The sequence below is a fragment of the Rhodospirillales bacterium RIFCSPLOWO2_02_FULL_58_16 genome (genome assembly GCA_001830425.1).
Classification (GTDB): domain Bacteria; phylum Pseudomonadota; class Alphaproteobacteria; order Rhodospirillales; family 2-02-FULL-58-16; genus 2-02-FULL-58-16.
Map to the genome: position 1 here is coordinate 64,020 of MIAA01000020.1, position 18,121 is coordinate 82,140.

15 protein-coding genes, 1 tRNA gene and 1 pseudogene are annotated in these 18,121 nt (G+C 57.9%); 12 read left to right on the forward strand and 5 right to left on the reverse strand.

The annotated features are described in order from the left end of the window. The first annotated feature begins 315 nt into the window (after positions 1–315). From A3H92_06680 to A3H92_06690, 3 genes are read left to right on the forward strand one after another with little or no spacing between them, the layout of a single operon-like run. Positions 316–2,358 carry a hypothetical protein gene (locus A3H92_06680; protein ID OHC75291.1) on the forward strand — a complete coding sequence of 681 codons (2,043 nt, stop codon included), beginning with the start codon at positions 316–318 and terminating at the stop codon, positions 2,356–2,358. Then, entirely contained in the window at positions 2,355–3,485 is a 1,131-nt protein-coding gene (locus A3H92_06685) for a hypothetical protein (GenBank protein OHC75292.1), read from the forward strand. Before A3H92_06680 ends, A3H92_06685 begins: the two co-directional genes overlap by 4 nt. 15 nt (positions 3,486–3,500) lie before the next feature. Further along, the gene (locus A3H92_06690) at positions 3,501–5,156 is read left to right on the forward strand and encodes a peptide ABC transporter (GenBank protein OHC75293.1); all 1,656 of its coding nucleotides are present in this window, start codon (positions 3,501–3,503) and stop codon (positions 5,154–5,156) included. Between the two features lie 37 nt (positions 5,157–5,193). Here A3H92_06690 and A3H92_06695 read toward each other — a convergent pair whose 3' ends face one another. Beyond that, on the reverse strand, positions 5,194–5,700 hold the full coding sequence (locus A3H92_06695) for a hypothetical protein (protein OHC75294.1): 507 nt from the start codon (positions 5,698–5,700) through the stop codon (positions 5,194–5,196). A gap of 235 nt (positions 5,701–5,935) precedes the next feature. Between A3H92_06695 and A3H92_06700 the strand changes: the two genes are divergently transcribed. The 4 genes from A3H92_06700 to A3H92_06715 all read left to right on the forward strand — a co-directional run bounded on the left by A3H92_06700 (position 5,936) and on the right by A3H92_06715 (position 9,906). Continuing rightward, positions 5,936–7,063, forward strand: a complete 1,128-nt coding sequence (locus A3H92_06700) for a hypothetical protein (protein OHC75295.1) — start codon at positions 5,936–5,938, stop codon at positions 7,061–7,063. Positions 7,064–7,148: 85 nt separating this feature from the next. After that, positions 7,149–8,930: a hypothetical protein gene (locus A3H92_06705; protein OHC75296.1), complete on the forward strand. Its 1,782-nt coding sequence runs from the start codon at positions 7,149–7,151 to the stop codon at positions 8,928–8,930. Next, positions 8,923–9,795 carry a 4-(cytidine 5'-diphospho)-2-C-methyl-D-erythritol kinase gene (locus A3H92_06710; GenBank protein OHC75297.1) on the forward strand — a complete coding sequence of 291 codons (873 nt, stop codon included), beginning with the start codon at positions 8,923–8,925 and terminating at the stop codon, positions 9,793–9,795. Before A3H92_06705 ends, A3H92_06710 begins: the two co-directional genes overlap by 8 nt. A 35-nt stretch (positions 9,796–9,830) precedes the next feature. After that, positions 9,831–9,906: transfer RNA gene (locus tag A3H92_06715), tRNA-Gln, on the forward strand. Between the two features lie 481 nt (positions 9,907–10,387). Here the strand turns inward: A3H92_06715 and A3H92_06720 are convergent. Next, on the reverse strand, positions 10,388–11,809 hold the full coding sequence (locus A3H92_06720) for a type I glutamate--ammonia ligase (GenBank protein OHC75298.1): 1,422 nt from the start codon (positions 11,807–11,809) through the stop codon (positions 10,388–10,390). Positions 11,810–11,874: 65 nt separating this feature from the next. Continuing rightward, positions 11,875–12,213 (reverse strand): transcriptional regulator, encoded by a 339-nt coding sequence (locus A3H92_06725; GenBank protein ID OHC75299.1) that lies wholly within the window; start codon positions 12,211–12,213, stop codon positions 11,875–11,877. Positions 12,214–12,446: 233 nt separating this feature from the next. Between A3H92_06725 and A3H92_06730 the strand changes: the two genes are divergently transcribed. From A3H92_06730 to A3H92_06745, 4 genes are all read left to right on the forward strand, one after another. Further along, entirely contained in the window at positions 12,447–13,775 is a 1,329-nt protein-coding gene (locus A3H92_06730) for a hypothetical protein (protein OHC75300.1), read from the forward strand. Positions 13,776–13,800: 25 nt separating this feature from the next. Next, positions 13,801–14,724, forward strand: a complete 924-nt coding sequence (locus A3H92_06735) for a hypothetical protein (protein ID OHC75301.1) — start codon at positions 13,801–13,803, stop codon at positions 14,722–14,724. Between the two features lie 82 nt (positions 14,725–14,806). Beyond that, positions 14,807–15,037 carry an antitoxin gene (locus tag A3H92_06740; GenBank protein ID OHC75302.1) on the forward strand — a complete coding sequence of 77 codons (231 nt, stop codon included), beginning with the start codon at positions 14,807–14,809 and terminating at the stop codon, positions 15,035–15,037. Beyond that, entirely contained in the window at positions 15,038–15,466 is a 429-nt protein-coding gene (locus tag A3H92_06745; protein OHC75303.1) for a plasmid maintenance protein, read from the forward strand. A gap of 13 nt (positions 15,467–15,479) precedes the next feature. On the opposite strand, the gene A3H92_06750 is transcribed toward A3H92_06745, so the two are convergent. Continuing rightward, entirely contained in the window at positions 15,480–16,862 is a 1,383-nt protein-coding gene (locus tag A3H92_06750) for a hypothetical protein (protein OHC75304.1), read from the reverse strand. Beyond that, positions 16,859–17,575 (reverse strand): DNA-binding response regulator, encoded by a 717-nt coding sequence (locus A3H92_06755; protein ID OHC75305.1) that lies wholly within the window; start codon positions 17,573–17,575, stop codon positions 16,859–16,861. Before A3H92_06755 ends, A3H92_06750 begins: the two co-directional genes overlap by 4 nt. Before the next feature lie 175 nt (positions 17,576–17,750). Here A3H92_06755 and A3H92_06760 point away from each other — a divergent pair. Beyond that, positions 17,751–18,121 (forward strand): annotated as a pseudogene (locus A3H92_06760) (hypothetical protein).

The following is an 18,121-nucleotide window of genomic DNA, read 5'->3' on the forward strand; positions in this document are numbered from 1 at the left end:
GTCGGCATCATGCCGTCAAGGAGCATGATGTCGATACAGCAATTCTAATTATGGCGATGTTTTCCCTCTCCCCTCGCGGGAGAGGGTTAGGGTGAGGGGGCGCGTGTCCACGCGCAAGAGACTCCGACCGGCGCCAGCGCCGCATGAACACTGGAGTTTTTGTCCCGCCTGCCGGCGGTAAGACCCCTCACCCAACCTCTCCCTCAAGGGGAGAGGAGCTTGATTTTTGCCATAATGAGAATTGCTGATGTCGATGCCGTAGACAAATAACGGGAGTTGAGCGCATGGTAATCTCTCAGAGCGGAGGAACAGGCGTTGGGGATTAAGGTGACGTTTTCCGACCTCACCCATACGGGTCAGGTGGTCGCGGCGAATACCTTTCCGTTCGGCGCCGCCCTGGTGGCCTCCCATGCCAAGAAGGTCCTGGGCGACGCTATTGACGTTGAACTGTTCAAGTATCCTGAAGACCTGGCGCGAAGCATTGATGACGAGTCGCCGCAAGTCGCCGCATTTTCCTGTTATCTTTGGAACGTACGCCTCGCGCATGCCTTTGCCGCGAAACTGAAGCAACGCGCTCCGGGGATCGTGATTATCTTCGGCGGACCTAATTTTCCGGTGGATGAGTCGGAGCAGAAGCGTTTTCTGGCTCAACATCCGGCAATCGACTTCTATGTTTACAAGGAAGGCGAACAGGCCTGCGCCGGTCTTCTAAAGCGGCTTTTCGAACTGAACTGGGATGCGAAAACATTGCGGGACGGCGGCGAAAAGCTGCCTTCGGTTCACTACCTCAGAAACGGCGAGCATGTGTTCGGGCCGCTCATGGAGCGCCTGCCGAGCCTTGCCCTGACTCCCTCGCCCTATCGCGCCGGATTGATGGACAAGTTCTTCGACGGCGTGCTTATTCCGATGATCGAAACTAATCGCGGCTGTCCCTTTCAGTGTAATTTCTGCATCGAGGGGACAAAGTACTACAACAAGGTGCGTTGGGAGGATCACGACAACATAAGGGCGGACCTTGATTACATCTCGGAGCGCACCACTAATCCCGATCTTCTGATCACCGATTCAAATTTTGGAATGTATAAGGAGGACCTTAAAACCTGTCGCCTGATCGCCGAATACCAAAGCAGGAAAGGTTGGCCGCGTTATGTCCAGAATTCGTCCGGCAAGAACCAGAAGGAGCGCGTGCTGGAGGCCGCCCGCATCCTTAACGGCGCGATGATCCTTACCGTATCGATCCAAAGCGCCGATGAAGCGGTGTTGAGGAACGTGCGGCGCTCAAACATCTCTGTCGATCAGATCATCGAGATCGGAAAGCAGGCCGAGCTGACCGGCGCCAATTCTTACTGCGAGATCATCCTCGGCCTGCCGGGCGACAGCCGCGACGGCCATTTCCGCAGCGTGCAAACCATGGTCGATGCCGACATAAATGACGTTCTCACTTATCAGACCATGATGCTGCCCGGCACCGATATCGAAACGCGGGAAACCCGGCGGCGCCACGGCATGCAGACCCGCTGGCGCACGTTGCCGCGTTGTTTCGGCGTTTATGAGATTCTCGGCGACCGCGTGCCGATTGCCGAGGTCGAGGAGATTTGCGTCGCCAACGATACGCTTGCCTTTGAGGATTACCTCGCATGCCGCAGCCTCAGCCTTTCGGTGGAACTTTTTCACAACTCGGGCGTATTCGCCGAATTGGCGGCGTTTCTGAAACTCTACGGCGTCAAGCGCTCGCAGTTTGTCCGGCGTTGCCATGAACTGGCAAGCGCGACAGACAGCAGCCTGCGCGACATTTTTGACGGCTACATGCGCGAGAACCAAGACAAGCTGTGGCAGGATCGCGCCGCGCTTGCGGCGTGGCTGGTTCAGCCGGGCATAATCGAGCGCCATGTCAGCGGCGAACTCGGCTCGGGAGAACTCTACAAGTATCGCGCCATGGCCTTCTTCCTGCGTCAGCAGGACATGCACGACATCGCATTCGCCGCCGCATGCGATCTGCTGCATTCAGCTTTCGTGTTGACCCCGGAGATCGAACTTTATCTGGCGCAGCTCGCCCGTTACAGCCTGTTGCGCAAGACCCATCTGACCGAGACCGACAGGGGAACGGTTGAGCGATTTGACTTCGACTTCGTTTCGCTTGAGGGGAATCTTTTCAAGGATGATCCGCTCAACTATCGTATCCAAGGCGGCGTGACCATCCGCATTGACCATGATGACGGCCAGAGAGAACTGATCGCCGCGTATCTCAAGCAGTACGGCACGTCGATTAATGGTCTCGGACGGTTGCTGTTGCGCTCTCATGTCAATAAGCTGTATCGCCGCAGCGAAGTCATTGACGCGGCGCCGGGCCGGATATGAAAGCGGACGCTATGCCTAAAATCGAGGAACGTGTCGAACCCGATTTCGAGGATTTCCAAAATCCCCGCAAGGTGTTCTCGCATATAGACCGGGTCTTTGAACTGAAAACCACGGGCGATACAAGGCCGGTGCATATGACCATCGGCTTTACCAACTACTGTAATCACAAATGCCCATGGTGCTACATCAACTGGAACCAGGCGGGTCGCGCCGGCGACGCCGGGCAACGCGCCGTCAATGCCGATGATCGCCTGATCGAGGCGATAGCGGAGGCTCGCGCCATCGGCCTTCAGGCCGTCACCATTGTCGGCGACGGGGAGCCGACGCTTCACAAGAAGTTCATTCCCTACCTTGAGCGCCTCGCGGCGCTCGGCCTTGATATCGGCATTTTCACTAATTTATCGACCCGGACTCCGGCGGTCATCGAGGCGCTGGCCGAGTATTGCTTCTTCGTGCGCGGCAGCATCGACGCCGCGTCGGCGGAAGTACACCGAAAGAGCCACGGCGGCGACGATTTTGACGTGGTCATCGCCAATCTCGGCCGGCTTCTGGCGTATCGCGCCGCGTCGCGCCGCCCCGTCGTCGGCGTGCAGTTCGTCACCAATCAATGGAACTACCGGCAACTGCCCGAAGCCGCCCGCTTTTATCGTGAACTGGGCGTTGATTACATGACCATCAAGCCTGCCTACAAGAATGAACTCAATCCGGCTCATCCCGAGAACGAGGCGCCGCTTGATGAGGTTTTCGGTTTCATGGAACAGGCCCGGGCGGAAAGCCGGGGCGGCTTCAAGGTCTACGCCAAGTATCCGCAGTTCAGGGAAGTCCTGCAATTCAAGACCAATGACGGACGCTATTACAGGAAATGCCACGCGACGCCGTTATCGCCTTACCTTGACGAGGACGGCAATGTGGAGATGTGCGGCAACCTGAAGGGGCGCGGCTTCACCATGGGCAACATTTACAAGAACTCGTTTCAGGAGATTTGGCGATCGCCGCAACGCAGGGACTGTCTTGATCGGATCGACCTGCGTAAGTGTCCGTCCGGCTGCAAGCTTGATCCGCTGAACAAGGCGCTCTGGGATGCGTTCAATCCCGATGAGGATATGGTCCACCCCAATTTCATATGATGTGCCGGCTGCATGATGAAGCTTGTATTTATTGCCCTGATATCGGTGTTTTTTGCCGCTTCTCCCGCCCACGCCGGCAAGGCCGATGACGAGCTGGTGATCGGCATTACCCAGTTCCCGGCGTCGTTCCATCCCAATATCGATTCGATGATGGCCAAGACCTATGTGCTGGCGATGACGCGGCGTCCCTTCACCGCCTATGATGCCGAGTGGAAACTGACATGCATGTTGTGCGTCACCTTGCCGACCATCGACAACGGACTGGCCGTTCCCGAGCGCGACCCCATGGGCAAGAAGGGCATCGCCGTCACCTACACGATCCGTCCCGAAGCCGAATGGGGAGACGGCGTGCCGGTGTCCACCAAGGATGTAGTCTTTACCTGGAAAGTGGGCAGGCACCCGTTAAGCGGCGTCAGCGATATGGAGTTCTACCGCTCCCTCTACAAGATCGACGTCAAGGACGAAAAAACCTTCACCATGCATTTCGACAAGCTGACCTTCGAGTACAACGCCATCAACAACTTTAATCTGCTGCCGGCTCATCTTGACGAGTCGGCCTTCGCCGAGCCTAAGGAATACAAGAACCGCACCGCTTATGACGCCGACACTACGAATGAGGGCCTTTACTTCGGCCCCTACCTGATAACCAAGGTAGAGAGCGGCTCGCACATAGTGCTGGAGACCAATCCCAAATGGTGGGGGAAAAAGCCGCGCTTCAGGCGCATCATCGTGCGCGTCATCGGCAATACGGCGGCGCTGGAGGCCAACCTCCTGTCCGGCGGCATCGACATGATCGCCGGCGAACTGGGCCTCACCGTTGATCAGGCGCTGGCCTTCGAGAAGCGCCACGGGCGCGATTTCAACATCATTTACAAGCCGGGGCTGATCTACGAACACATCGACTTTAATCTGGATAATCCGATCCTCAAGGATATTCGGGTGCGCCGGGCGCTGATCCACTCCATCGACCGCGAAACCGTCAGCAAACAACTGTTCGTCGGTCGTCTGTCTGTGGCGCACTCTTCCGTTAATCCGCTGGACTGGGTCTATGACGACAATGTGCGCAAGTATCCGTTTGATCCCGATCTGGCGGGGAGGTTATTGAGGGAAGCCGGATGGAATCCGGCCTCGCAAGGGCCGCGCCGCAACGCCAAGGGCGAGACATTGACGCTTGAGATCATGACCACCGCCGGCAACCGCACCCGCGAAATGGTCGAGCAGGTATTGCAGAACCAGTGGAAGGCGCAGGGCGTTGACGTGCGCATTCACAACCAGCCGGCCCGCGTCTTTTTCGGCCGGACGCTGACCGAGCGCAAGTATTCGGCGATGGCCATGTACGCCTGGATCAGCGCGCCGGAGAGTGTGCCGAGGACGACCCTGCACTCGGCCCATATCCCGAGCTCCGCCAACAACTTCGCCGGCCAGAATTATACGGGCTTCGTCAATGAGGAAATGGATGCGCTGGTTGACCGGATCGAGGTCGAACTGGACCGCCCCAAGCGCAAGGATATGTGGCGACGGTTGCAGGAAATCTATGCTGAGGAGTTACCGGTGATCCCGCTGTACTTCCTCGCCGAGCCTTATATCCTGCCGACATGGCTGAAGGGACTTGTCCCCACCGGCCACCAGGACCCCAGCACGCTGTGGGTGGAAAACTGGCGGAAGGAGTAGGGGGGGAGGGGCAGTATCGTGTAATCGGAACTTTGCGCTACATCTGCTTCTGGCAACTGCCGATAATGTTCATTTCAAAGGCCCCCGACGCACCGGAGGTCATCTGCCGCCAAGTTCCCGCTACCGAGCGGGCGTCCGGCGAAATTAACCCTTCGTATATTACGGAGTAATTTACCCCGCTTTGCCCGTCATAGGTTTTCTTAAATTTAAATTGCAGGCCCTCGGGCGTTTTAATTATTTCGCAACCGACCGAAGCGTAAAGCTTCTTGGCGGGAGGATTGCCTAAGGTTCTGGGTTCCTCGGTTCCGCCGAAGCAGATATCGGCATCGACATGCAGAATCATACTGAACTGAACGGTAGCCTGACCGTCGTTATGGATGTGCTTGCCATCCCAGACTCCGGAGAGGCTGGGATCAAACCCGGAGAGGCTTGGTTCTTCGGCCCGGGCGCTCTCAACCGAAAACGCCATGATAAACAAAACCAGCAACACAACGAAAACGCATGATCCACGAAATAAGTTCTTGCTTGATATCCCGATTATCATTTTGTTGCTCCTTTAAGGATTACGGAATTACGGGTACACATTATTTACCCATGGTATTTGCCCCCGGAATTTCCGGCGCGTTGACTGAAAGAAACACCATTTTATGGACCACAGAGGCACTGAGACACAGAGGAGGATAGAGAGAAAAAGAAAAAGCAGGAAGATAACTTTGCTTGATCTTCTCTGCGCCTCTGCGCCTCTGTGGTTAAAACACACAAGCCGGTCAGAAAGGCGTTTGGAATTGAGCAAAAACATTCTGATAATCGGATGCTTCCTTTCGGCGTCGGCGGCCGCTGTTGCGTTTAATGTCGGCTCCTTGCGGGCCGAAGACAATGTTCCCTTGAAATATTCACGTTCGGAGATGGAAGCAAAGTGGCATGACCGGCTGCGTTTCTTTCTTGATAAGGACGTCATCCCCCTGATTGATCTGGAAAGCACTATTTCGCGCCGACAGGCCGAGGATGATCTTTTGCAACCGGAAACATTGGCCAAGATGGACGATCTGGGCGTGGCGCTGATCGCCTTTGACGCCAACCAGGCTCCGAAGGGCGAAAGCGAGCCGCCTCAAGGCTACCGTTGGGGCTATCACATGCACGAAGCGGTCAACGCGCACCCTGACCGCTTCATTCTCGCTTCCAACGCCGGCATCAGCGAGAACTGGCGCAAGCAGAAATCGGGCATGATCGAGCAGACCGAAACACAGGTCAAATCCGGCGATTATGCGATCATGGGCGAGTTCGAGTTCCGTCATTACCTGTCGCAAAACGAATGCAAGGAGGAACGGCTGGATCGTGAGGTGGATATTTCTCTCGATGCGCCCAACGGGCATCGGCTGTTCGCGCTCTCGGCGGAAACAGGCATTCCCTTCCTGATGCACAATGAGCCGGAGGATGTGAGGCTCGATACCCTGGAAAAGATGCTCGGCGCTTATCCCAAGGCGCGGGTGATTCAGGCTCATTTCGGCCAGCTCCGATATCCAAGCCGGCAGAAGCGTTTTACGCCGGATTATGTGCGGCGTCTGCTGGCGACTTATCCCAACCTGTTTTTCGACATCTCGACAGGCGAGCCGGGGCGTATTTATGACTGCGGCATCAAGCTGTTGGATACCGTGATCTGGACGACCTCGGCCTTGTCGCAGAGCAGTACGCTTGATCCCGCCTATAAGGCGATTTTCGTCGAGTTCAGCGACCGCTTCGTGGCCGGCATGGATTACGGCGGCGGGCGGCCCCGGCTGACGGATTTTTGGCGGAAGCGGGTGGATAACCTGCGCCTGATCCTGCGCGATCTACCTGAGGAGGCGAAGCATAACATCGCTTATCGCAATGCGTGGAAGCTGCTTACGGGGCGTGATTTTACGCCTTGAGACTCGGCGGTCGGTAAATTTCTGTCGGTGGACTTTGCGCGGACGATGAGGTAGGAGAACATCCGGCTCTTGAGAGAATTAATAAATGTTTGAAACGATAATCAACTTGTCGCGCCGTACTGCCTGCGTCGCCCTGGCGGCGTTGCTGCCGACGGCTTGCGTGTCGGGCAACGTCGGTGGAACCGACGCCTCGGTTAAAGAGCTGATCAAGGTTTGTCCCAAGGGTGATGATTGCATTCCCGGCGAGCCTGTTGAACAGGGCCGGTCGTTGTCCGGGAATTTTCTTGCCGGTCGCCACGCTCAAGCCGGTCGCGATATGTCGATTGCCGCCGATTTCATGGGGGAGGCTTTGAAAAAGTCCCCGGATACGTCGGACCTATTGCGCCGCACCTTCGTGTTGATGACCGCCGAGGGGCGCATGAGCGAGGCGGCGCCGCTGGCTCGCCGCGTCATCGAGGCCAATGACAAGGAACCCATCGCCGCCATGCTGTTGGCGGTGGACGACATCAAGAACGGGCGCTATGCCGAGGCCGAGAAGCGGATGACGTCCCTGCCGGAGCACGGCATCAATATGTATGTGACGCCGGTGGTGAGCGCTTGGGCGCGCATCGGCATGGGCAAGTCGGCGGAAGACGCTATTGAGGCCCTCAAGGGGCTGGATGAAAAAAACGGATCAAAGGCCCTTCATGACCTTCATTCGGCCCTTATCAACGACGTGGCCGGCAACGCCGACGCCGCCGAGAAAGGCTTCATGGACGCCGTTAAAAGCCAGGGCGGCGTGTCGCTGCGTTTGGCGCAGTTGTTCGGCAATCTGCTTGAGCGCCGGGGCAAGACCGGCGAGGCCAAAATTCTTTATCAGACGTACATCGCCGCGCATCCCGATTCGCGCATTCTTGCCCACGCCTTGGCCAGGATTGAAAAGAAGGCCGTTCCTCCGCCGGAGGTAGCGACGGCGGTTGACGGCGTCGCCGAGGGCTTGTTCGGCATCACCGGCTCCCTAAGCCAGCAGAATGCCCAGGAAACGGCGCTGGTCCTGGGGCGCATGGCGCTGCATCTGAAGCCTGATTTTGCGGTCATGCAAATCCTGCTGGCCGATATTTTTGAAGCCGACGGACGCTTGAAGCTTGCCAATAGTGTTTATGAATCCATCCGTCCGGATTCGCCGTTTTCGTGGACGGCCCGCCTCAATCATGCGACCAATCTGGATGAAATGAATCAGACCGATGAGGCGATCAAGCGACTTACCGCCATGGCCGCCGCCGAACCCGACAAAGAGGAATCTCTGGTCAGCCTGGGCAATATCCTGAGCCGCCGCGAACGCTTTGCCGAGGCGGCGAAGGCTTTCGACGGGGCGGTGGCCCGCATCGGCGAGCCTACAAAAAAGCATTGGCTGCTTTTCTATTCGCGCGGCATCGCCCGCGAGCGTTCCAAGCAGTGGCCCTTGGCCGAGGCCGATTTCCTCAAGGCCCTCGAATTCGAGCCGGAACAGCCTTATGTGCTGAATTATCTCGGCTATTCCTGGGTCGATCAGGGGATGCATCTGGATCGCGCCAAGGACATGATCAGGAAGGCCGTTGAATTACGTCCTACCGACGGCTTTATCGTCGATAGCCTGGGCTGGGTGCTTTACCGGCTCGGCAACTACGAAGAGGCGGTTCGCGAAATGGAGCGCGCCATCGAGTTGCGTCCGCAGGACCCGGTCATCAACGATCATCTGGGCGATACCTATTGGAAGGTGGGGCGCAAGCAGGAAGCCCGTTTTCAGTGGCGTCGGGCGCTCAGTCTCAAGCCCGATCCGGAATTGCTCTCCACCATCGAAATGAAGATCAAGAAAGGGCTGGTTGAAAAAGACGGCAAGGATGGCTGACGCCCGTCTTTTTTCGGCTCCGGCCAAGGTCAACCTGTACCTTCATGTGACCGGCCGGCGCGACGATGGCTATCATTATCTGGACAGTCTGATCACCTTCGCCGGCGTAGGCGATACGGTGACCGCTTCGCCGGCGACCGGCCTGACGCTGAAAGTCGAGGGACCGTTCGCTGATGCCGTTCCCGCCGGCCCGGAAAATCTGGCGCTCAAGGCGGCGCGGCAACTGGCGGCGGCGACCGGGAAAAGCGCCAAGGGCGCCGCCATAACCCTGGTCAAGCGGCTGCCGGCGGCGGCGGGACTGGGCGGGGGATCGGCCGACGCCGCCGCCGCTCTCAAAGCCCTCATTCATTTGTGGGGCGTTGATATTGAAGCCGAGGCCTTGGCCGAAATCGCCTTGCGGCTGGGCGCCGACGTGCCGGTGTGTCTTGCCGGGGGGTGCGTCTTTGTAAGCGGCGTCGGCGAGATCATCTCCAAGGCGCCGCCGTTGCCTCCGGCGTGGCTGGCGCTGGTCAATCCCGGCGTTCCGTTATCGACGCCGGCGGTATTTTCCGCCCGCAACGGCGACTTCTCTCAACCCGCCCCGTTCAGCGAAGCGCCCGCCGATGCCCGCGCCCTGGCGCAGGTGCTTGCTTCCAGACGCAATGACCTTACCGAGGCGGCGCAACGGCTGGCCCCGGAAGTCGGAACGGCGCTGGCGGCGCTCAAGGATCAGGACGGCGCCCTGCTGGCCCGCATGTCAGGCAGCGGGGCCACCTGTTTCGCTCTCTTCGCCGAAGAGGACGAGGCCGCCGCCGCCGTCGGTCGGCTGGCCGCAAAATATCCGAAATGGTGGGTGACGGCGGCGCCGTTGCTTGCGGCCTCTTGAGGCGCAATGCGGTTGAGCGTATGTTGACAAGGTGATGGGGCGTGGCCAAGCGGTTAAGGCGCCGGTTTTTGATACCGGTATTCCCAGGTTCGAATCCTGGCGCCCCAGCCAACCTTGTTTTCAGACGAATTTTTATAGATTGGTTTAACCACAGAGATCACAGAGAAGAAAAAAGAATTAAAATTAACTTCGCGCAAGTTGTGTAGAGTTTTTTTACGTTCTTTCTTCTCTGTGCCTTGCTCTGTGATCTCTGTGTTACTATTAATACCAGCGGTTATTGATATTTACCGTTGACATTATACATACGCAAAATCGTCATGGCCGGCCCCCGGATCAAGTCCGGGGGTGATTCGGCAATCCACGTCTTTATCCTCGCGCCGTTTTCGTACAAGAAAGACGTGAATGCACGGGTCAAGCCCGTGCATGACAAAGTAAATGAAACCGTCATGGCCGTGCTTGTCACGGCCATCCACGCCTTGTTTTCAGATTAGAGCTTAATGGGGTTAATCAATCCTGACGCGCTCTCTAAAAAAAACGGCCCCCGACGGTATTGCTGGCGGAGGCCGTTGGTTTGATCGGATCGCCGATTGTTTTATGACGACCAGTACATCTTGAACTCGACCGGGTGCGGGGTGTGTTCGAAGTTGTAGACCTCTTCCCACTTGAGGGCCATGTAGGCGTCGATGACGTCGTCGGAGAACACGTCGCCCTTTTTGAGGAAGTCCCGGTTGGCGTCCAGGGTGGTCAACGCCTCGCGCAGCGAGCCGCAGACGGTGGGGACGTCCTTCAGTTCCTCCGGTTCCAGGTCGTACAGATTCTTGTCCATGGCTTCGCCGGGATTGATCTTGTTCTGGATGCCGTCCAGGCCCGCCATCATCATCGCCGCGAACGACAGATAAGGGTTGGCTGTGGGGTCGGGGAAGCGGACCTCGACCCGTTTGCCGGCCGGCGAGGAGGAGAACGGAATGCGGCAGCTTGCCGAGCGGTTGCGCGCCGAGTAAGCCAGCAGCACAGGCGCCTCGAAGCCGGGAATCAGGCGCTTGTAGCTGTTGGTTGACGGGTTGGTGAAAGCGTTGAGCGCCTTGGCGTGCTTGATGATGCCGCCGATGTAGTGGAGCGCCGTGTCGGACAGATCGGCGTAGCCGGAGCCGGCGAAGATGGGCTTTTTGTTCTTCCAGATGGACTGGTGGGTATGCATGCCCGAGCCGTTGTCGCCGATCACGGGCTTGGGCATGAAAGTCGCCGTCTTGCCGTAGGTGTGGGCGACCATATGGGTGCAGTATTTATATATCTGCACGTTGTCGGCGCTGCGCACCAGGGTGTCGAAAACCATGCCCAGTTCGGACTGGCTGGGCGCCACCTCGTGGTGGTGCTTGTCCATGGTCAGGCCCATTTCCTTCATCACGGTGATCATCTCGGCGCGCAGGTCGTGGCTGGAATCCACGGGCGGCACCGGGAAATAGCCGCCCTTGACCGGGGGACGGTGGCCGATGTTGCCCTCGGCCAGGATCTTGCCGGTGACGTATGGACCTTCATCGGAATCAAACTCGTAGAAGGTATGATTCATCGAGACGTCAAAGCGCACGGCGTCGAACACGAAGAACTCGGCCTCGGGGCCGAAGTAGGCGGTGTCGCCGATGCCGGTGGAAGCGAGATAGGCTTCCGCCCGCTTGGCCAAAGAGCGCGGGTCGCGTCCATAGGCCTGGCCGGTGGTCGGCTCGATGACGTCGCAGAACAGGATCATCTGGGGCTGCGCGCAGAAGGGGTCCATCACCGCCGTCTTGGCGTCGGGAATCAATGACATGTCTGATTCGTTGATCACTTTCCAGCCGGCGATGGACGAGCCGTCAAACATGATGCCGTCGGTGAACGAGTCGTCATTGATGAAGTCGGAGCACATCGTCAGGTGCTGCCACTTGCCGCGAGTGTCGGTGAAGCGCAGGTCGACGAACGGTATATCGTTGTCTTTGATCGCCTTGAGGACATCCGCTTGATTCTTGCAGTTCATGGACATGGTCTTAAGTTCCCCCTACACAGGAATAATATTGATACCGGGCGTCCGCCTTATGCGGCGCCCCTTTATATGGCTTCTCCGCCCCGTTCGCCGGTGCGCACCCGCACCGCGTCTTCAACCGGGATGACAAAAATTTTGCCGTCGCCGATCTTGCCGGTATACGCCGCCTGTTGAATGGCCTCGATGGCTCTTTCCACCAGATTGTCCTCCAGCACAAGTTCGATTTTCACCTTGGGCAGGAAGTCGACTACATATTCGGCGCCCCGGTAGAGTTCGGTGTGTCCCTTCTGGCGACCGAAGCCTTTGGCTTCGATGACGGTGATTCCCTGAAGGCCTATGTCGTGAAGGGCCTCCTTGACCTCGTCCAGCTTGAAGGGCTTGATGATGGCTTCGATCTTCTTCATGAAATCGCGCCTCGATGTTAGAGTTGATACGTTCCGCAAACGTCGGAGTTAAATAGCACAGACCGCGCTGAATATCACCAGCCCATGTTTGCAGAGTTTGTGCCAATCCAGCAGCCGGCGCGAAAACGGCGTAAAATCAGGGTATTGCGGCTTGGCCGTTATTTATGTGAAATGGATTGACGGTTAAGTTGCTGCCTAATTAAGAGGCAATTGCTTGGGATGTGGGCGTTTTGATGAGCGTAATAATCCAAGAGGGCACCGAGTTGCATAGCGCTTCCAAACCTCTCGATAAGATACGGTCCCTTATGGACGCCGCCGCCTATGGCGACGCCGTTGATCTTTTGCTTCCGCTGGCAGGCGCCGACGATGCGCCGGACGAACCATGGCGGCTTCTGCTTTTATGCCTGCTTCACCTGGGGCGGGCGGAGAGAACCTTCAGCCTGTTGGGGCAAAGGCACCGATCACACAAGGACGCCGCCAGCCTGCTTTTCCTCGCGTTGAATCATCTCCTTGAAAAAAAACAATACGACGTGATCAAAGCCTTTTATCAGTCAACTGCCGAGGACAGCGCCTTTCGCGGCATCTCGGAATATGCGGAAGGATGCCGGCTGGCGTCCGGTTTTGATCTTGAAGGGGCCTCCTTCCATCTTCGTCGCGGACTTAAATTCGCCATGCAGACCCAGGACATGTTCGCCGACGACACGGTTTTTATAACCAATTATCTGGCTTATATGGCCAATCAGGCTTGGCTCCTGGAGCCGCCCGGATTTCTCTCTTCCCAACCACCGCCGCCGCAAACGCTTGTCATGGATGATGGCAAAAGGAAGACATGTCCCGCTCCCCTGGTTATCCTCGCCGCCTGCAACGGAATTTATTTTGATAAATATTTTCCCCGATTTGCCGCAGCGGTTCAAAATATGGAACCCGCAATCACCGCTCATATTCACGTTATTAACGCCACCGGGGAAAGCCTGGGTCTCATGGCCGCATTCAGCGGCGGCGACCGTTTTCGTTTCAGCGATGAGGAAAATAAAGACGATCATAACGCCACCTATTTCGCATGCAGCCGTTTTTTGATCAGTGAGCGAATTATGGAGTTTTACGGCAAGGACCTTTTGGTGACGGATATCGATACTTGCCCGGCGTCGGATATCTCTCCTGTTTGCAATGCCGTTGCCGACGCCGATATCGCCTATTTTCAAATGCCGGGACCGGCGCCTTCTCTTCTCTTTCACGCCGCGATGCTTTATTTCAGGAATAACGAGCGTACGCGACGTTTTCTGGCGCTGAGTCGGGACTATATCGTTCGGAAATTCAAAGAACACGATTCATGGATGCTGGATCAGGCCGCCCTGTTCGCCGCCGCTTGCGTAAGCAAGGCATGGCCGGACGACAAGGCGGCGCGTTTCGTCGATCTCCGCGAACGTCTCGGCGATATTGAACGCTATCTCCCCGTGCAGAATATCCCGTTGGACTGTAAGATGCGTGACCGTCATCTGTTTGACGGCTCTTTGAACGTAGAGGTTGACATTAACGGGAAACCGCACATTTTTATAGCTTAACAACGGAAATTATCCGGGGAAAACAATGAAGAAGCGCCTCATTTTTGTCGTCATGGCAATGGTTGTTTCCCTTGCCGGCGTTGCCGATGCGGCAACTGATACGGTGGAGCCGCTGGTCAACGCCGAATGGGTGAACGACAATCCGGGCAAGCCGGGCGTTGTTTTCCTGGATATCAGGGATGAGGCCTCCTACCTGAACGGACACCTTCCCGGCGCCGTTCATACCGACTATGATGAACCTTACTGGAGAGTCGTTAAAAACGGCGTCCCCGGAATGCTGCCCGACGCCGCGCATCTGGCTTCGTTGATCGGCGGACTGGGGATCGGCAATGAAGACCATGTGGTGCTGGCGCCCGGCGGCCTTTCCGCCGGAGAGATGGCCGTCGCCACGCGCATCTACTGGACCTTCAAGACGGCGGGCCACGACCGGGTGTCGATTCTTGACGGCGGCATGGCCGTCTATCAAAAGAAGCGGCAACGGCCTTTGGAAAAAGGCGCAACCAAACCGGCCGCCAAGACCTTCAAGGTCGTTTTCAGGCCGGAGTTTGTCGCCACCATTGATGACGTGAAAAGGGCCGGAAACGGCGGCAATCTGGTGGATAGCCGGAGTCCGGGACAGTTCAGCGGCATCATCCAAAGCCCGTCGGTAAAACGTCCGGGGACTATCCCCGAAGCCGGGAACCTGCCCATCGCGTCGTTGACCGAGAATAACGGCGGCGTTTTTCTCAGTGCCGATGCGGCTGCGGCGCTTCACCGGAAAGCCGGCATTGCGACTGCGGGGCCGGTCATTACCTTCTGCAACACCGGCCATGTGGCGTCGTTGGGATGGTTTGTGCTGTACGAATTGTTGGGGAATAAAGAAGCTAAATTGTACGACGGCTCAATGGCCGAATGGACCATGGACGACGCCAACCCGGTGAAGACTGAATTTATGCCGGGGGCAAAGTAGGGATTGCTCATTGACATATTCCCCCGTGCGGGAGATATTATGGTATATCCCTTGAGGATATACCATCCTGCGGGAGTCATTCATGACCCAATCAACCGTGTTCACAACGAACAAGAGTCAGGCCGTTCGGCTGCCGAAGGCCGTGGCGCTGCCTGATACGGTCAAGCGCGTCGAAATCCTCAAGATCGGACAGGCTCGCTTGATAACGCCCGTCGATTCCGTCTGGGACAGTTTTTTTGACGGTCCCGCCGTCTCCGGTGATTTCATGACTGAACGCCGTCAGCCGCCCATGCAGGAAAGGGAGGACGTTTAGTTGCTGCGCTATATGCTGGACACCAACATTTGCATCTATGCGATCAAAAATCGTCCTTTGCAGGTGCGGGATATTTTCAATGAACATCTTGGCCGTTTATGTATGTCATCGGTGAGTCTGGCGGAACTTTTTTACGGCGCCGAAAAATCGGCAAGACCGGAGCACAATCTTGATATCATTGAGAGCTTCGCGGCGCGTTTGGCAGTTCTGCCTTTTGAGGAAAAAGCGGCGGCGCATTACGGTCAAATCCGGTCCACGCTCGAACGAAAAGGCGTTCCTATCGGCCCGTATGACCTGATGATAGCAGGACACGCCCGTTGCGAAGGCCTGATCCTGGTTACCCATAATACCAAAGAATTCGAGCGGGTTGAAGGATTGCGCCTGGAAAACTGGACGTCTTCATCCGGGGTTGCCGCCGCGCCGCGTTAGGGACGGCGTGAACTCATGCCGGGGGTAAGGTAACCGTCGCTCGCAGGCCGCCTTCGGGACGGTTGGTTAAGGTTATGTCGCCGCCGTGGGCGCGGATCAGCGAGCGGGCCGAGGCCAAGCCCAGGCCGACGCCGCCGGTCTCGCGGTTGCGTGAGTATTCCAGGCGGTGGAAGGGGGCGAACACCCTTTCCAGCTCTGCGGCGGGAATGCCGGGGCCGTCATCATCCACCGTAACCGTGACCATGCCGTCATTTATTTTCAGCGTCACATCGGCGGCGCCGCCGTAGGTTACGGCGTTGCCGATAAGATTGCCGAAGGCCCTTCGCAAGGCCAAGGGACGACCCTTATAGGCGATCCTGTCCCCGCTTCGGCAGGCGACGGCATGACCGGCATCCGCCATGTCGTCGCACAGGCTTTGCAACAGGGCGGTCAGGTCGAGCGGCTTGCGGGGTTCGTCGGCGGCATCGTCGCGGGCAAAGGACAGGGTGGACGAGATCATCGCCTCCATCTCGTCCAGATCGGCGAGCATCTTGCTCCGCTGCTCATCATCGCCGACAAACTCGGCGCGTAATTTAAGGCGGGTGATCGGCGTCCGCAGGTCGTGGGAGATGGCCGCCAGCATATGGGTTCTGTCGCGCACGAAGGTCCGCAGGCGCTCCTGCATCCCGTTGAAGGCGCGTGACGCCCGGCGCACCTCACGCGGCCCGTCTTCGGGCAACGGCGGAGCGCCGACATCCGGCCCAAGGCGCTCGGCGGCGCGGGCGAACAGCTCCAGCGGCGCCGTAAAACGGCGCACCGCCCAAACGGAAAGAGCCGTCACCATCGCCGCCGACAGCATGACGGCAAGAAATAAACGCGATGTCCAAAACCGCCCGAAACTTTCAAACGGCGTCGTAAAATTAAGCCAACTGCCGTCGGTCAGGCGAAGCGATACCTGCAAGAGTTGGCTGAAGCGCCCGCCCTGCATCCCGCGATGCATCCCTCCGGAGTGTCCCATATTGAATCCGGGAGCAAATTTTTCCGCGTCGATAACGGCGATGCGGATATGTTCGGGAGTAATGTTTTCCAGATTATCAAGCAGCGAGGAGAGAACCGTTTCGGCCTGCCTGTCGGCGCCGGCCTCGGCGACCAACGGGGCGTCCGGGGACCAGTCGACGCGAAGGCCGGGGCGATGGATTGATGAGAGCAGTTGCGGGCGCTCCGCCGCCGGCGTTCTCTCCACCAGGCCGGCGATGGACGTAATGCCTTCCGCCGCGTACCGCCCCCTGGAGGCGGCAAGCGTATTGTGGCGGTCGCCGGAATAGAGGATCAGCGCAATCAACTGAGACCCTATCAGCCCCAGCAACAGGATGAGCACCGTGCGTCCGATGATGGTGTCGGGAATAAAGCGCATCATATTTTCTCCACCTCGGCGGTGAAGATATATCCCTCTCCCCGCACCGTCTTGATAAGGGCGGGATCGGCGGGGTCGGCCTCGATCTTGCGGCGCAGGCGGCTGACCTGAACATCAATGCTGCGGTCAAAAGGCTGGGCTTCGCGGCCCCGCGTTATGTCCAGCAGTTGGTCGCGGTTGAGGATGCGTCGGGGATGGGTGACGAAGGCGGCCAACAGTTCAAACTCGCCGCCGCTGAGACCCACCAGCACGCCGTCCGGGGACAGCAACTCACGCTTGCCGAGATCAAGACGCCAGCCGGCGAATGAGTGCCGCGAGTCCCTGCCGGGTTCGTCGCTACGCAAGCCGTTGCCGCGCCTCAGCACCGCCTTGATCCGGGCCAGCAATTCACGGGGACTGAAGGGCTTGGCCAGATAATCGTCGGCGCCCATCTCCAGGCCGATGATGCGGTCGGTTTCTTCGCCCATCGCCGTCAGTATGATGATCGGGATAGCGGAACCGGCGCGCAGGTTGCGGCAAAGGGTCAGTCCGTCTTCTCCCGGCAGCATCAGGTCCAGCACGATCAGGGAGATCGCCCGGTCGGCAAGGGCGCGTTTCATTTCGCGGCCGCCGGCAACCGCCGTCGTCCGATAGCCGTGTTTGACCAGAAACCGCGCCAGAAGGTCGCGGATTTCCCGGTCATCGTCAACGATCAGGATGTGCGGCGATTCGTCCATAGTCGGATTATACCTCTGAAAGCCTCTTTATCGGCGAAAATCAGGTAACCGAATGTAACAGGCGCGGCTTTTGTAACAGAGCGTAACCAAAAGACCTGGCGGCGGAAATACCGGCGTTACACGGCGGAGATAGACTGTCTTTCAGCGTCAACGATACAACATGAGGAGATCAGTCATGAACCGCACAACCATTATCGTCACCGCATTTATCGCCGCTGTCGCCCTTGGACTTGCCCTGGCCGGCCCGGTCGTCGCTCATGGCCCCGAAGGCTACGGCCATGGGGGCTACGGCATGCACGGCCAAGGCATGGGTTACGGACATGGCCCCGGAATGGGTTACGGATACGGCCCCGGCGCCAACCCCGACTGCCCGTGGGGACAAACTTCCGTGGACAGGAAGTTAACCGTCGATGACGTGACCAAGGATTTCGAGCGGAGCCTTGTCGCAAGGGGCAATCCCAACGTCAAGCTCGGCGCGGTCACCGAGAAGGACGACAAGACGATCATCGTCACCATCGTCACCAAGGACAACTCCCTGGTGAACAA

Excerpts from the sequence above, each read along its gene's own strand:
- A3H92_06755 (OHC75305.1), bottom strand. The coding sequence starts at position 17,575 with ATGGACGAATCGCCGCACATCCTGATCGTTGACGATGACCGGGAAATC.
- A3H92_06690 (OHC75293.1), top strand. The coding sequence starts at position 3,501 with ATGAAGCTTGTATTTATTGCCCTGATATCGGTGTTTTTTGCCGCTTCT.
- A3H92_06695 (OHC75294.1), bottom strand. The coding sequence starts at position 5,700 with ATGATAATCGGGATATCAAGCAAGAACTTATTTCGTGGATCATGCGTT.
- A3H92_06710 (OHC75297.1), top strand. The coding sequence starts at position 8,923 with ATGGCTGACGCCCGTCTTTTTTCGGCTCCGGCCAAGGTCAACCTGTAC.
- A3H92_06740 (OHC75302.1), top strand. The coding sequence starts at position 14,807 with ATGACCCAATCAACCGTGTTCACAACGAACAAGAGTCAGGCCGTTCGG.
- A3H92_06720 (OHC75298.1), bottom strand. The coding sequence starts at position 11,809 with ATGTCCATGAACTGCAAGAATCAAGCGGATGTCCTCAAGGCGATCAAA.
- A3H92_06735 (OHC75301.1), top strand. The coding sequence starts at position 13,801 with ATGAAGAAGCGCCTCATTTTTGTCGTCATGGCAATGGTTGTTTCCCTT.
- A3H92_06750 (OHC75304.1), bottom strand. The coding sequence starts at position 16,862 with ATGATGCGCTTTATTCCCGACACCATCATCGGACGCACGGTGCTCATC.
- A3H92_06705 (OHC75296.1), top strand. The coding sequence starts at position 7,149 with ATGTTTGAAACGATAATCAACTTGTCGCGCCGTACTGCCTGCGTCGCC.
- A3H92_06685 (OHC75292.1), top strand. The coding sequence starts at position 2,355 with ATGAAAGCGGACGCTATGCCTAAAATCGAGGAACGTGTCGAACCCGAT.
- A3H92_06725 (OHC75299.1), bottom strand. The coding sequence starts at position 12,213 with ATGAAGAAGATCGAAGCCATCATCAAGCCCTTCAAGCTGGACGAGGTC.
- A3H92_06730 (OHC75300.1), top strand. The coding sequence starts at position 12,447 with ATGAGCGTAATAATCCAAGAGGGCACCGAGTTGCATAGCGCTTCCAAA.